At 55.0% G+C, this 15159-nt stretch carries 8 protein-coding genes and 2 pseudogenes; 8 read left to right on the top strand and 2 right to left on the bottom strand.

Features of this window, described 5'->3' with window-relative positions; all coding sequences use genetic code 11:
- Positions 1–187: 187 nt before the first annotated feature.
- Positions 188–3187, top strand: coding sequence for a type I DNA topoisomerase (gene topA, locus JMN36_RS04160; RefSeq protein ID WP_236881694.1), 3000 nt, complete (start codon positions 188–190; stop codon positions 3185–3187).
- Here the strand turns inward: topA and JMN36_RS04155 are convergent.
- Entirely contained in the window at positions 3182–4138 is a 957-nt protein-coding gene (locus JMN36_RS04155; RefSeq protein WP_221923905.1) for an esterase/lipase family protein, read from the bottom strand. The two genes, topA and JMN36_RS04155, sit on opposite strands and share 6 nt — an antisense overlap.
- 142 nt (positions 4139–4280) lie before the next feature.
- Complete coding sequence (locus tag JMN36_RS04150) at positions 4281–5696, bottom strand: family 1 glycosylhydrolase (protein ID WP_221923904.1); 1416 nt, start codon at positions 5694–5696, stop codon at positions 4281–4283.
- A 126-nt stretch (positions 5697–5822) separates the two neighbouring features.
- Here JMN36_RS04150 and JMN36_RS04145 point away from each other — a divergent pair, with 126 nt between their 5' ends.
- From JMN36_RS04145 to JMN36_RS04115, 7 genes and pseudogenes are all read left to right on the top strand, one after another.
- On the top strand, positions 5823–6902 hold the full coding sequence (locus JMN36_RS04145; RefSeq protein WP_221923903.1) for an NADP-dependent oxidoreductase: 1080 nt from the start codon (positions 5823–5825) through the stop codon (positions 6900–6902).
- A 102-nt stretch (positions 6903–7004) separates the two neighbouring features.
- A complete protein-coding gene (locus JMN36_RS11080) occupies positions 7005–7133 on the top strand; it encodes a MerR family DNA-binding transcriptional regulator (RefSeq protein ID WP_221923902.1) in 129 nt (42 codons plus the stop codon).
- A pseudogene (locus JMN36_RS11075) lies at positions 7096–7191 on the top strand (hypothetical protein); the annotation flags it as partial. The gene JMN36_RS11080 and the pseudogene JMN36_RS11075, both read left to right, overlap by 38 nt.
- Before the next feature lie 101 nt (positions 7192–7292).
- A pseudogene (locus JMN36_RS10680) lies at positions 7293–7814 on the top strand (oleate hydratase).
- 867 nt (positions 7815–8681) lie between these two features.
- Positions 8682–9554, top strand: coding sequence for an SGNH/GDSL hydrolase family protein (locus tag JMN36_RS04125; protein ID WP_221923901.1), 873 nt, complete (start codon positions 8682–8684; stop codon positions 9552–9554).
- A 570-nt stretch (positions 9555–10124) separates the two neighbouring features.
- On the top strand, positions 10125–13358 hold the full coding sequence (locus JMN36_RS04120) for a bifunctional cytochrome P450/NADPH--P450 reductase (RefSeq protein ID WP_221923900.1): 3234 nt from the start codon (positions 10125–10127) through the stop codon (positions 13356–13358).
- 32 nt (positions 13359–13390) lie between these two features.
- Positions 13391–15109: an AMP-binding protein gene (locus tag JMN36_RS04115; protein ID WP_221923899.1), complete on the top strand. Its 1719-nt coding sequence runs from the start codon at positions 13391–13393 to the stop codon at positions 15107–15109.
- Positions 15110–15159 lie beyond the last annotated feature (50 nt).

The raw sequence follows: 15159 nt of genomic DNA, 5'->3' as shown, positions 1-15159 counted from the left end.
TTGCGATGTTTAAGTAGATATCGTGTTGCTTACCTGGAGCGGTGGTGCCCAGTCTGTGCCATGTGGGTTCATGCGCGATTCGGTGGTTGGATCGGTCTGTCATGGTCAGTTCATGGTGAGTTGTGTGGCCTAGCTTTGGTTCGGAACAATTTAATGGGCTTGTGTGAAGGGAAGGCGAGAACCCAACGTGGCAGCATCTGGTAGCGCCGGAGGAGACGGTGTGAAACGGCTGGTCATCGTGGAGTCGGCGACGAAGGCTCGAAAGATACAGCCGTACCTCGGTTCGGATTACATTGTGGAGGCCTCCGTGGGCCATATCCGCGACCTGCCGAGGGGCGCAGCCGATGTGCCTGCGAAGTACAAGAAGAAACCGTGGGCTCGTTTGGGTGTCGACGTCGAGAACGACTTCGCTCCCCTTTATGTGGTTAACCAGGACAAAAAGAAGAAAGTTGCGGACCTCAAAGCGAAGCTGAAGCAGGTTGATGAGCTATACCTGGCCACAGACCCCGACCGCGAGGGTGAGGCTATTGCATGGCACCTTTTGCAGGTTTTGAAACCGAAGGTGCCGGTGCGCCGCATGGTGTTCCATGAGATCACGAAGCCGGCGATCCTGGAAGCGGCGAAGCATACCCGTGAGCTGGATCAGAACCTGGTCAATGCCCAGGAGACCCGTCGTGTACTGGACCGATTGTATGGTTACGAGATTTCGCCGGTGTTGTGGAAGAAAGTGATGCCTCGCCTGTCGGCTGGTCGCGTGCAGTCGGTAGCTACCCGCGTCATTGTGGAACGTGAGCGGGATCGTATCGCGTTTACCTCCGCTGATTATTGGGATTTGACGGGCACGTTTGCTCTTCGTTCGGGTGCCGACGCTGGTACGCCGGGTTCCTCCACCGCGGGCGCCGCCACCGCGTCGGGCGAACCACGCTCCTTCCCCGCTCGGTTGGCTGAAATCGATGGTCAGCGCGTCGCACAGGGACGGGACTTCGACGACAATGGCCAGTTGACGTCGAAGGCCGTGGCTCTCGATGAGAAAGCCGCCAAGGATCTGGCCGGCCAGTTGTCCGGCGCGGCGATGTCAGTACGGTCTGTTGAAGAGAAACCGTATACGCGACGTCCGTATCCTCCATTTATGACGTCGACGCTCCAGCAGGAGGCCGGCCGGAAACTGCACTACACCTCTGAGCGGACGATGCGCATAGCGCAGCGTTTGTACGAGAACGGCCATATTACGTATATGCGCACGGATTCGACGACATTGTCGGAGTCGGGCATCAATGCTGCTCGCGCGCAGGCCCGGGAGCTCTATGGGGCGAAGTATGTGGCGAGTGCCCCGCGTCAGTATTCCCGCAAGGTGAAGAACTCGCAGGAGGCTCACGAGGCTATTCGCCCTGCTGGTGAGTCCTTTGCCACTCCGGGCCAGTTGGGTGGCCAGCTGGACGCGGAGGAATTCAAGCTCTACGAGCTGATTTGGCAGCGGACGGTCGCGTCGCAAATGGCCGACGCGAAGGGCACGTCGATGAAGGTGTTCGTGGCGGGCGAGTCCACGGATGGCCGCGATTGCGTCTTCACCGCGACGGGCCGCACCATCACCTTCCCCGGCTTCTTGAAGGCCTACGTGGAGGTATCCCGCACTGCCGACGGCCGCAATGTAGCCGACGACGCGGAAAAGCGGTTGCCTGTCCTGGCTGAGGGGCAGGGCCTGACTGCTACGGACGTCGAGGCTGATGGCCACTCGACCACTCCGCCGGCTCGCTACACTGAGGCGAGCTTGGTGAAGAAGATGGAGGACCTGGGCATTGGTCGTCCGTCGACGTATGCGTCGATTATTAAGACGATCCAGGATCGCGGCTACGTGTATTCGCGTGGTAATGCGCTGGTGCCGTCGTGGGTGGCGTTCGCCGTCGTCGGGCTCCTCGAGCAGAACTTCGGTTCGCTGATTGATTACGATTTCACCTCGTCGATGGAGGATGTACTGGACTCTATCGCGAATGGTTCCGAGGATCGTTCGCACTGGTTAGAGGGCTTTTATTATGGCGACGACGGCGCTTCGAGCGCAAAGGCGGAGACGATTGCCCGCCTGGGTGGCTTGAAGCACCTTGTTGGCGGCAACCTGGAGACCATCGATGCCCGCGCGGTGAACTCGCTTCACATGTTCGACGACGAGGACGGCAACCCGATTGTCGTGCGCGTCGGCCGCTATGGGCCGTACCTGGAGCGCACGCCAGCGGGCAGCGACGAGCCCCAGCGCGCTAATCTGCCCGACACGGTGACCCCGGATGAGCTGGACCTTGCGTTGGCGGAGAAGCTTTTAGCGACGCCTCCGACGGGCCGTGAGCTGGGGGAGAACCCCGCCAACGGTCGGATGGTCGTGGCGAAGGAGGGGCGCTATGGCCCGTACGTCACGGAGCTGGTCCGCGACGATGAGCGCGAGAAGGCCGAGGCGAAGGCCTTGGAGACCGTCGACGCCGAGTGGGATGCCGATGATGAAGCCCGCAAGGCGGAGGGTAAGAAGCCGCTGAACCGTGAGACGAAAACGGCGGCGAAGAAGCGCGAGAAGCGCGTCAACGAGCTGGTCACGGAGATGCTGAAGCCGAAGACGGCGTCGTTGTTTAGCGGCATGGAGCCCTCCACGGTGACGTTGGATGAGGCTTTGAAGCTGATGAGTTTGCCCCGCGAAGTAGGCGTGGATCCGTCGGATGGTGAGGTTATTACTGCTCAGAATGGCCGGTATGGGCCGTATTTGAAGAAGGGAACGGATTCACGTTCTCTGGCTGATGAGGAGCAGATTTTCACTGTTACTCTCGATGAGGCCCGCCGAATTTATGCTGAGCCGAAGCGCCGTGGGCGTGCTGCGGCGAAGCCTCCGCTGAAGCAGCTGGGCGACAATGACGTGTCGGGCAAGCCTATGACCGTCAAGGAGGGGCGTTTTGGTCCCTATGTGACGGATGGTGAGACCAATGCGAGCTTGCGGCGTGGTGATACTCCGGAGGCCATGACGGATGCCCGGGCGTGTGAGTTGTTGTCGGAGCGGCGGGCCAAGGAAGCCGCTAATGGTGGAGTGAAGAAGAAGTCCTCGAAGAAAGGCGCGAAGAAGTCGACGAAGAAGTCCGGCCGGAAGTCCACTGCTAAAGCGTCCAAGAAGACGTCGAAGAAGTCAACGACTAAGAAAACGGTGAAGTCTTTATGACGTGCACTGCACGGGGCGCTCAGATAGCGCGTTGTCGACAAGTTCGTGGCTCGGGGCTTTGTCCCGCATGTCGTCGTGGCTGTAGTAGAGGTCGACGTGGCACACGTCTTGGATCATGACGTTGTGCACGGTCGCTCCGGGACCGGCGGTGAGGTAGCCGGCCCGGGGTGGCGTGGAGGCGATGTCGGTTTCGGTGGCGAGGACTGTGTAGTCGACCCCAGGCTCGGTGTCCGGGATGCTATTGAGATGCGCAACGACGTCAGAGTCAGTGACTTGCTGCATCGGAGCTGTTCCCAGAATGTTGTTGCCCGCGGTGCTCAGCAGTGGGTCGCGGTTCGGCTGGAGAGCGGAAACGCCAAGTTCCGTCGTCCCGTGGTTGGTGCCGGACAGGGTGACGACGTGCGAGACCTCCTCGGCGCCGTATTCGTTGAGCATCATGCGGGTTATCGCTCCGCCTTGTGAATGGGCAACAATATCAACTTTCCCGGAGGCTGCCCCGGCGTCGGTATTGGTGGCGACGTTGTGCACGAAGTCGTGTAGCTGGTCGGCGGAGGCATACATGTCTCCTAGGCCACCTGCTGGGTGCGAGGTGATGGTTCCCTTGATGTCCATGGCTTTTCCGCTGATCGAGCTGTTATCTATGCCATAGGTGAGGGAATACACGCAGTAACCGTGGCCCTGCAGATAGGTCCCCAGTGGGGCCATGTCATGCGCTCCGGCCCACGTTCCGGGGACGAGGACAACGGGGTTGGGGTGCTCGGGCGCGGGCACGCAGGTGGGGTCGTTCCCCCAGTCGAACTTTTCGACGGTGGGCGCGCTGCTCAGGTAGTGGGACGGTTCTGGCGTTGCGGTCTGCGCGTCACCAGCGAGTGCAGGTGCCGGGGATATAGAAACCAACGCTGCGGCGAGGGCGCCTGCGACGCTGGTCGCAAGGGCATGCGTGAGTGACATGGGGTTTGTCGCTTTCAGGAGGATGGGAGGATGGGAGGACGGGAGGTTTGGCCGGTGCGGCCCAGTTCGAGATGGTCAGGTCAGCGCGGCACAAGCCGATACCGCCAGGGTGAGCTGGCCAGGACCAACGCCTGGCTGGTTGTTATTTAGCTAGTAGTGGTTCGCGCGGCCCGTTCGGGTCGGCGGGCTTGGTGCATGACGAGGGGAGCGCGTCGAAGGAGCACACGGCGGGGGCGTGGTTGAGTTTCGCGTCGGGCCGGACGCCGTCGTTGGCTGTGATGTCGCGGTAGGTGTCGACGGCGGGGGTTGGTGTGCGCTTCAGCGTGGGGTCGTCTTTGATGTTGACGGTCCATAGGCCGAACCGTGAGCTATAGTCGCCCCATTCGTAGTTGTCGACGAGTGACCAGTGGTTGTAGCCGATAAGCGGGATGCCGTCGGCCTTGGCGCGCTGGAGCCAGTAGACCGTGTCGTGCAGGTAGTCTCCGCGCTCGTACCCGTCGGCCCGCGGTGCGCCGTTGTTGGTGGGCATACCGTTTTCCACGATGTACAGCGGTTTCGTCGGGAAGAGTTCGTGGTATTGGCGGAGCGCGTAATAGATGCCTTCGGGCTCCGGGGTGACCTTGGCGAAGTCTCCGAACGCGGCGTTAATCGCGCTGAGGTTGGAGGCGGAGACACTGTAGTAGAAGTCGATGCCGACGAAGTCGACGTCGGGCTCAACGCGTTTCTGCAGGATTTCGCGCTGCACAGGGGCGATGGTGGGCAGGAATGCGTAGTTCGTGCCTGTTTGGGCGTTGGGGTCGGCTTTGTGCGCCGCGTCGTGGCCAATTTTGTTGAGCCGGACGATGGTGTCCATGTATTTGGGAAGGCCAGTGGGTTTGGCGAGCCCGATTTCGACGTCATGCCCGAAGAATACGAAGGGTTCGTTGAGGGTAACCCAGATGGTGTTGTTGCCTCCCCACCGGTCGGTGATGAGATCGGCATATTTCTGGAAGTGCTCCGCGGCGTAGTCGCTGGTGATGCCGCCGTTGTCCTCGACCCACCCGGGGTAGACGTAGTGCATCATGGTGATCATGGGCACCATGCCGTGAGCGCGGATCTCCTTGACGACGTCGTCGTAGTACGCGATTTCTTTCTGGTCGAAGTGCCCGGGTTGGGGTTCGATGCGGGCCCATTCGACGCCGAACCGGAACGTGTTGACGCCGAGCGACGCGGCGTTGGCGATGTCTTCTTTGTAGCGGTGGCGGAAGTCTGCTGCATTGCCGACGGGGTCTACGTCGGGATCTTTCGGGTCGGTGGCGTAGCGGCTCCAGTTGCTGTCGCGGTTATCGCCTTCAACCTGGAAACCAGAGGTGGCGACGCCCCAGTGGAAGAGACCTTGTTCACCGGGTTGCCCGGTGCGGAGGAATGTCTTCGGGTGTGGTGCGTCTCCGGCGACTGCAGTGCCTGTTCCGGTGACGAGTGTGGTGCCGGCGAGCGTTCCGGCCGCGAGGACGGCGGCAGCTGTTGTGGTGAGGAATCGCCTGCGTGACACGGGGGAGCCGTAAAAACCAGAAAACATGGTTTCAGATTATCTGTTTTTGGCTCACTTTTGGGGGTGCATGTTGTGTGTTTGTGCTGTGGGAATAGTCACGTGGCGGTGTCGCTATCACACTGCGCTCGCCGCTTCTGTGTCTATGGTGGAGGGATGAACGATTCTGTTAATAATTCGCATATTTCTGACGCCGATATCCCTGCCTCTGACATCCCCGAATCCGACGTCATGCACGACGTCTGGGTTGCCACAGGTTATGGCAAGCAGCTGACACTGAAAGATATGCCTGTTCCGCAGCCGGATCCGCATGACGTGGTGATTAGCGTTCGGGCAGCATCGCTCAACCCGGTTGATCAGAAGATTTTGGATGGGAAGATGCGGGCCTTGTTGTCCTTTGATTTTCCGTTGATCCCGGGTAGCGATGGTGCCGGTGTGGTGTGTCAGGTCGGCTCCGAGGTGACCCTCTTTAAACCGGGGGATCGCGTGTTTTTCCGTTCCCAGTCGGACCGATTGGGTGCGTTTACACCGTTCTTCGCCACCCACGAGGACACAGTGGCGCTGGCGCCTCAGGGGATGTCGTTCACCGATGCCGCGAGCCTGCCCTTGGTCGGCTTGACGGCGTGGCAGGCGCTGACGGAGAAAGCCGAGCTCAAGCCGGGTGATCGCGTTCTCATCCACGCTGGTTCGGGCGGGGTGGGTAGCTTGGCTGTCCAGATGGCGCACCATTTGGGCGCCTTTGTCATCGCGACAGCGTCGGGCAAGAACGCGGATTTCGTTCGCTCTTTGGGCGCAGACGAGGTCATTGATTACCGGACTCAGCGATTCGAGGAGCACGTGAGCGACCTCGATGTGGTGTTTGATCCGATTGGTGGGCCCCAGCTCAAGCGCTCGATTTCGGTCACGAAGCCGGGTGGCATCGTCGTGGGTATTTCAACAGACCCGACGCCACAGCTGGCTAAGGAACAGGAGCTGAACCCTGTGCTCCGCCTGCTCTTCGGAGCTATTAGCTTATCGACGCGACGCGCGGCGGAGAAGGCTGGCGTGCGGTACGAGTTCTTGCTGATGCATCCCTCCGGTAACCAGCTAACGCACCTCGCGAAGCTCTGCGAGGACGGCGTGCTGAAACCGGTGGTGGGCCGCACAATTAATTACGCCGATATCCCGCATGAGCTGGAGAACCTGTCGGGTAACGGTGTTCGCGGTAAGGTTGTAGTGGATATCCAGGGTGAATAGGTTTTGAGGCCTCGAAGTCCGGGACCCGCAGCCTTATACGCACCGAGGCCTTCACAACGTTTGGTGGGAACCTCACGTCGCGTGAGGGGAAATACTTGATATATGACGGCTGATAATGATGGAGACAGTGCCCACGTGTTCACGGTGGGGGAGCTTGCGGAACGCCTGGGGGTATCGGTCCGGACTTTCCACTATTGGGAGGAGAGAGGAGTTTTGTGTCCCTCGGAATAAGGAGACAATCGCGACACGGCCTCAAGACCTCGTTATCGTCACCAATGGTTCACTGACAGAGTCCACGGGCTACGGGGACATGGACACGGTGCCGGAGTTTAAGACGCGGTACCGGAGTTTAAGAAAACCCCTGGACCAGCGTGGAGTCTATGGAAGAATATTGTCGCCAAGGCTCCGAATTGCGGCCGCCCAGAGCGGTTCTGCTCGGACCCAGAATCCACGGTGTGGGAATCAATCAGCTTCAACTTCTACGAGGGCTACGACAACCCGTTCACTGCGAAAATACGGGAACTCACCGATCGCGACGTGCTCAACGGACGAGTAGTGAATGCAGGAATCATCACTGCCGGCGATTCTTCCTGGTTGTGCTCTCTTACTGTTCACCGGCAACCGCAGTTCCCGGGTCAGCAGGACGGACTGTGCGTGGTGTGGGCATATGGTCTTCACTGGTGGAAGAAGGGCACTGTAACAGGAAGGCCCATGTAGGAATGTACTGGTGAGGAAGTTCTTCGCGAGTTCTACTATCACTTCGAGGTTGACGAAGTAGAGAAAACTATCAAACACACCAAAGTTCGCCTTGCGGTGATGCCGTACATCACGTTCAAATTTGTTCCTCGTGACGCAGGGGACCGGCATGATCCAGTGCCTGCTCGATCCACCAACCTGGGCTTTACTGGTTAGTTTGTTGAGACTCCGGATGACTTGTGTGTTCACCACCGAGGGCTCGACACGCACAGGCCAAATGACAGTCTATGGAATGCTAAAACCTCAAGCGCGATATCCCGCCGATCTACCCAGTGCAATACGATATCCGGGCTCTGCTCCATTCAGCTTCAGCGATGAACGATGGGAAGCTACCAGGGAAAGCCCCTTAGGGAGTTCGTGAAGACCTGTCCCAAAAGTATCCGTACCGCCTCCTGCTACTTATTCCTCATTGAAACAGCTGCTGATGACCGGAAGTTCACCTGTCGGTGTCTCCCTCAAGGGAGGGCTTGGTGGTATCAGTATGTGGAATGGACTGGTGACAAATTCGCCAGAGTGAGATCGTAGCTGGTGATTTATTTTGATCGGAACTGTCGTAACCGTAGTAGGAGTTGGTACGCTGCTGCGGAGGTCGGCTTTTACTACATCGATACAGCGGAAGACGGGCAGTGTCGATAACGCTGCTAAAGCGTTCGGCGGGTCGGAGGTCGAAGTGTTCCCGTGGGTACCATCGCAAGCGCTAAGTTAAGTTCGCTGTCCTAGTGGATAAATATTCAAGGTTCGACAACACGCAACGAATCGCACGCCCACTGGGCGACCCACCTTCGAAGAAAATTCCATAGTCTGCTGCAAAAGCGGTCCAAAAAGCCTTACGCGCTGCCGATCGTGTTGTAAGCGTAGTAAGCCTAGTGTATTGTCAAAGTCATCTAGGCCCCCGGCGGCTTGCGTCCTATCTACGTCTACTTTTACTGCTGTGTAACAGATGTGATTCGCTTGTCGATTCATCCCGTAAGGGAGGCGTAGTGCGCGCCAACCAAAACCATCCGCTCCGAAGAGGTAAGAATTGTGACTAGACTCAAAACCCGCGTTAAAGTGATCGCTGCCACTGCGATAGTGTCCGCCGTTGCAGCAGTCGGAGTCCTCGCAACTTCGGGCAACTTTGAGGCAAAAGCTGATGATGGAAATTACGTCAGCTTTGGTGATTCAATCCCATCAAACCCAACACAGATTCAGCTTTCCGCACAAGCTAACGACCAGCTTAGATCCCAACTGAATATTCCTGAGGTTGCACCCGGCCACTGTGCCCTGGGTAAAGATAACTTCCCGAATCGCATCGGCCACGACACTGGTATTGAGACAAACAACTATGCATGTGCCGCTTCTCCAGCTGCGGCCGAGCATCCGCATAACTTCCGGGCGCAGGTAGACGCAGCTCTTCATGAAGGTAAATTGAATAATAACACGCGGTTAGTCAGCGTTTTCTTTGGGTTCAATGATGTGTATCAGAACGCCAACTTGCCTTTCGAAGAGCACAAAGCGTTGTTCGTGAATACCATGGCTGATCAGATTAATCGGGTTCGTCAAGCGGCTCCCAACGCCAGAATCGTGGTTGGCGGATACCCTGATCTGACCGACGGAAATAACAACATCTGTCCTACTAATCTCTTTGGGGTTGCAGGCCATGTCTATGGCGGGGGTTGGGCACCCGTGCAGGACTTCGTCCGTGACTGGCAGCGGTCAGCTGCAGAAAAGGCCGGCGTCCCATACCTTGACATGATGGCCGAAATCAATGCGGCGAATAATAACAATGGTTGCACCGATAATCCCCACCGCTTGTCGGCTTCCCTAGTGGATGATCAGGAGCACAACCTATGGGGACACCTGACGGCAGACGGTAACCAGTTCTATGCGGACAAAGTTCGTAGCTACATGGCCTAACTCTGTGTAAGCAACTTCGGTGAAGCTGCCGTAAACAGTAAATTCGAAATTCTCCTGTTCGTTTGAAAGGTTGAAATGGATTTTCAAAGTTTTTGGGAAACATACGCCCCGAAAGGCCCGCTATTTTTCACCACGGGCACTTGGAATTTTGACGATTGGGTAACGCGATTAATGAATGCGGCTCCCGATATCATGTACTTCTTCAAATAGCCTTAGTTGCCAGGTCGCCCGGGTCACTCAATTAATCGCTTGAGTCCAAGTCGTTAAGAAGCTAATTCAGCACATCAAATCGGCTTTTGAGTTAGGTCCGGGCATTGGCTAGATTTCGGCGCACGCTCAACAGAGCTTGTAGTTCCAGCCGGGCATTGGAAGCCTAAAAACCATTCGATCGATTACTTGATACTCACTGTCATCGCTTTTGGAAATATAATTTTGTTACCCTATCAAACATAGGGGTCTTCAAGCGGCGGACAATGTGACAGCAAACGGCTCTACACCTCGTTTCGCCCTGCACCGCCGAACTTCGAATGGAGTCGGTGTCTCGAGCTTCTATATTAGGATTGGAATTCAATGAATACCCAGGTTCCCGGACCGCGACCGTTACCCGGCATTGGGACCTTGTACGCGATAAATCCAGCCAAAGTGGTTGAATCCGCGCAGAAGTTGGCTCATGAATATGGTGGCATTTATGTTCACCACCTGCCGAATAAACCACCGCTATATGTGATTACTTCCTTCGAGCTGGCTAATGAGTTGGCTGATGAATCTAGATTTCAAAAAGATATTCATGACGCCTTGGCTGAGATTCGGGCTTTCGCTGGAAATGGTCTCTTTACCGCCGATCAGGAAGATCCTGAGTGGGAACGTGCTCACAGGATTCTGATGCCGGCTTTTACCCCCGTTGCTTTAAAGGGCATGTATGAGGGAATGGCGGACATAGCTGACCAGTTAATGTATAAGTGGTCGCGGACCCGTGGTGATGCTAGGGTTGATCTACCTAGCGACTTTACGCGCCTGACGTTGGATACAATCGCGCTAACATCGTTTAGTTACCGCTTCAATTCGTTCTATTCTGAAAAGCTTCATCCTTTCATTGACGCCATGGCGGATGGTCTTGATGAGTCGGGGAAGCGCGCGCACCTGCCGGACTTTGCGAAGAAGATGAATGTCCTCGCTGATCGTCGCTTTCATAACGATGTCACGGTGATGGAAGACCTCGTTGACTTCCTTATCGCCGAGCGCAAACAAAACCCCTCTCCGGAAGGTGAAGAGGACGTGTTGGATCTTATGCTGTCGGCAAAAGATCCTTCGTCAGGAAAGGGGCTTAGTGATCGGAATCTCCGTTACCAGTTAATTACCTTTTTGATCGCTGGCCATGAGACTACGTCAGGACTTCTAAGCTTCACCCTTTATGAGCTTTTGAAAAATCCTGATGTTATGGCAAGAGCTCGTGAAGTCGTTGATAACGTCCTAGATGGCCGGTTCCCTGAGTATGACGATATTAAAGATCTGGGCTACCTTGACCAAATATTGCGCGAAACGCTACGGAAGTATCCACCAGCGCCTGGGTATGCCGTAACGCCTCTTGAACCCACCGTCCTAGGAAAAGGGTCCAAAGTGTTACCGGAGGGCGTTGGAGTTGAACCCGGTGATGTTCTATTAATAGAACTCAGCCTGTTGCACCGTGACCCAAGTGTCTGGCCAGACCCTGAAAAATTCGATCCAGACCGTTTCAGCAGCGAACGTGCAACGGAAATCCCGCATAATGCCTGGAAACCATTTGGGAACGGACAGCGTTCATGTATCGGCCGCTTCTTCGCCCTCCAGGAAGCTACTTTAGCGTTGGCCCTGGCACTTCAGCATTTCGAATTCGAGTTTGAAGACCCAAATTATCAACTTCATTTCCTTGATGGTCTGACCCGTAAGCCCAAAGACTTCTTTGTACATATCAAGCCGAGGCAGGGACGGCCTTATCTCGGTATGGCCGGTACTTCGAAGAAGCACCAGGATGAGACGGCGGAAAACAGCAATCTTGGGCAGAGCCTTCAGCAGAAAGAGCCAAATGGCTACGGTCTAACCATTTTGTATGGGTCTAATGCTGGGACGAGTAAAAACTTTGCGCGACAGCTAGCCACCTTCGGCCAGGCACAAGGTTTCGACGTAGCTTTTAAGGAGCTAAATGAAGTAGTGGGGCAAAAGCTTCCTACTGATCAGCCAGTTTTAATCTGTACAGCTTCATATGAGGGGCTTCCCACCGATAACGCCCGAAAGTTCGTAAATTGGCTCACTTCCACGGTTGATGCGGATCTTTCCGGCGTCAAATACGCAGTTCTTGGTGTTGGCAACAGTGAATGGGCAAATACATTCCAACGGATCCCAACCTTGATCGATGAACAGCTAGAAGCCTTGGGTGCAGAAAGAATTCTGGACCGCGGTGTGGCTGACGTCCGGTCGGATTATGCTGGTGCCTTCGAAGACTGGTCCCAAGAGCTATGGGATCGGATCTCCACTTTGACCGGAGTCGACCTGGATGCAGGTGAGATTGGTGACCAGGTTTCTGTCTCTATGATTTCTGGAGACAGGAATACCGTGCTTCGTGATGAACCTGAAAATGGTTTTGTTAACGCTGTTATAGAAGAAAACCAGGTTTTAAGCACTGAAGCTGATGGCCCAATTAACCACAAGCGGAAGATAGCAATTCGCCTGCCTGAGGGGACGGAGTACAAGACCGGTGACTACCTCGAGTTCGTGCCAAGAAATCCGGCCGAACAGGTAGAGCGAGTGCTATCCAAATTCGATCTGTCCGCCGACCAACAAGTTCGCTTAGCCGGAAGGTCAAGTTTTCTTCCGCTCGATGTCCCCGTCACGGTGAGTGAGCTAATTGGGGGCTATGTCGAACTCAACACGCCAGCCTCTGTTCGTCAAGTTCGCGAATTGGCTAGCGAATGCGTATGCCCTCCTGAAAAAGCGAAGTTAGAAGAACTAGCTGACGACAAGAACTATCAACGGGAGATTCAAGACAAACGCCGATCGGTATTAGACTTGCTAACCGAGTTTAAATCGATCGACACAACATTCGAGGCTTTTCTCAGTATGTTGCAGCCCATGAAACCACGGAAGTATTCCATCTCGTCTTCGGCCCTCAGGGACCCGCAGTTGGCAGAACTTACTATTTCCCAAATTGATGCACCAGCATGGTCAGGTTTTGGAAGGTATAGAGGGGTTGCTACCACGTGGCTGGCCAATAAACCGGTAGGTTCCCGGATCTCGGTATCTGTAACGCCGGGTAATACGCACTTCCGTCCTGAAAAGTCGATCGAGCGACCAATGATAATGGTTGCAGCCGGTACCGGGATTGCTCCCATGCGTGCTTTTCTCGAAGAAAATGTCGTCCGCGCGAAGAACAGTGATGACCAATTGAGTCGGAGCCTGTTTTTCTATGGCTGCCACGGCGCATCCTCGGACTACCTGTATAAAGACGAACTCATGAAGTGGGAAGAAAGTGGTGCCGTCGATGTACGCGAAGCCTTTTCGCGTCACCCGGAGTCAATGGGAACCGAGAATATCGAGGTTAAGCATGTTCAGGACAGGTTGTGGGTAGACCGTGATGATGTAATTGAACTACTTGAGCAAGGGGCACGAATCTATGTGTGTGGTGATGCCGAACACCTCGCCCCGGCCGTAAGAGCAACAATAACGAAGATTATTGCAGATAAAGACGGTTTAGATGTCACCACTGCCCAGGAAAAGGTTGAATCGATGGAACGTGAAGACTTCACATACGTTTGTGACGTTTTCAGCTAATCGATTTATGGACCATTAAAGGAGAAAATTCTATGGCCGACTACACCCTGCATCCCGAGACTGATCTGCATGTGTCAAAAAAGCAGTTAGTTCAGCAGTTTTTGTTTTTCCTAAAACAGGTAAAGCGTACTGACGTTTTCGAATTAGGTGGCATAAGAGGAATACGCGAAAACGCGAAGTTCCTAAAGCGCTGGGGTGCCCTAGAAGCAGGAAATCTTGCGATAAGCGCCCGCAAGGATCCCGACCGAACGGCACTCATCGACGATAAAGGTCAGTTCACGTACAAGGAGCTTTACGACGAAACTCTAAGGTTGGCACATGGTTTCCAGGATAATGGCGTCGTTGCGGGACAGAATGTAGCAGTACTGGCTTTAAATGGACGGGATGTCCTTCTCCCCCTATTTGCACGGCAAATGGTCGGATATCATATTTTCATGATCAACGCGAATAGCTCGGGACAGCAAATCGAAAAAGTTCTTGAGTTTCACGAGATCACGACAATTATTGTTGATAGTAATTTCTACGGACGCCTCACAGAGAAAACTAAAGCCACGGTCCAAGTGATTATTGGATATGAAGAAGATGGCTTTAGCGCTGCCGATGAGGGTCTGAAAACGTTACAAGATATCATCAACGGCGCTTCGGTCCCAGAAACAGCTTATCGCTTTGGGGAAGACAATCTTCCCAAGAATCCTCCGAGGTCAGTTCATGTGGTGATGACGTCGGGAACTACCGGTATGCCCAAGGGCGTGGTGCGACGGATGCTTAGGTCACCCCAAGGGGTTGCTCCTGCATTGGCTGCATATCCCCTACACCGCAACATGCGTCTCCTTCTTACCTCCGTATTGTTCCACTTTTACGGCTGGGGAATGCTCGTGCTTTGCTTGCTAACGACGTCCACGATAATTACCCAGCGGAAATTTGATCCGGAAAGAGTTATCAAGGAAATCGATAAGTACGACATTGACAGCTGGGCTAGTGCAGCCTCGAGGCTGAGGGAAACGTGTGCTTACCTTGACAACGCTGGAATCGAGCGAGTCAACGGTCTCGACTTCATAATTTCCTCCGGTAGCCCCTTAATGCCGTATGAGGTCGAAGAGGTTAATTCTAAGTTCGGACGTATCCTCGTTAACGGCTACGGAAGCACTGAAACCTCTATTCTGGCGGGATCGAGCGCTGAAGAGCTAGGAAACGATCCCACGTTGACAGGGGCCGTTTACCCCGGGGTTCGTGTTGAGATTCGTGATGAAGATGGTAATCCGGTCCCGGAGGGGGAAACTGGTGAGGTTTGTGCTTCAACGTATGACATGTTCGCAGGATATACAGACCCGAAAATTAAGATGAGAACAGTTGACGGCATGTTGCGAATGGGCGACAAGGGTTACTTTAGGGACGGTAAGCTCTATGTGCTTGGCCGCGCCGATGATTTGGTAATTACTCAGTATGGCGAGAAAATTTTCCCATCTGAAATTGAAGATCTCCTCGTTCGAGATGATCGGATTGGTGACGTACACGTACACGGGGTCAAGGATCCGAAGTATGGGCAGGCTCTCGTGGCTTACGTGATTCGAAGTGAGGGCGTAGCGCCAAGCGATTTAACTGCAGACGATATTCGTGCTACCACGAAGGCTCATCTCTCCGAGGCTCATGTTCCGAGGGACGTGTTTTTCGTTGATAGTTTTCCGAGAAATCCCATGGGTAAAGTTATCCGACACGAGCTGCCTGATCACTCGACGGCTCCAGAATCTTAAAGTCAAACCTGATTTCGACTTATGCTGGTGATTGCGGTGCTGGGCGTATA

It is taken from the genome of Corynebacterium pseudokroppenstedtii, assembly GCF_019754945.1.
GTDB classification, from domain to species: domain Bacteria; phylum Actinomycetota; class Actinomycetes; order Mycobacteriales; family Mycobacteriaceae; genus Corynebacterium; species Corynebacterium pseudokroppenstedtii.
This window is presented reverse-complemented; position numbering and strand designations above follow the sequence as displayed.

Bases quoted from the DNA above. Each gene is read 5' to 3' on its own strand.
- JMN36_RS04150 (WP_221923904.1), bottom strand. From the start codon at position 5,696: ATGTTTTCTGGTTTTTACGGCTCCCCCGTGTCACGCAGGCGATTCCTC.
- JMN36_RS11080 (WP_221923902.1), top strand. From the start codon at position 7,005: ATGACGGCTGATAATGATGGAGACAGTGCCCACGTGTTCACGGTGGGG.
- JMN36_RS04115 (WP_221923899.1), top strand. From the start codon at position 13,391: ATGGCCGACTACACCCTGCATCCCGAGACTGATCTGCATGTGTCAAAA.
- JMN36_RS04145 (WP_221923903.1), top strand. From the start codon at position 5,823: ATGAACGATTCTGTTAATAATTCGCATATTTCTGACGCCGATATCCCT.
- JMN36_RS04155 (WP_221923905.1), bottom strand. From the start codon at position 4,138: ATGTCACTCACGCATGCCCTTGCGACCAGCGTCGCAGGCGCCCTCGCC.
- JMN36_RS04120 (WP_221923900.1), top strand. From the start codon at position 10,125: ATGAATACCCAGGTTCCCGGACCGCGACCGTTACCCGGCATTGGGACC.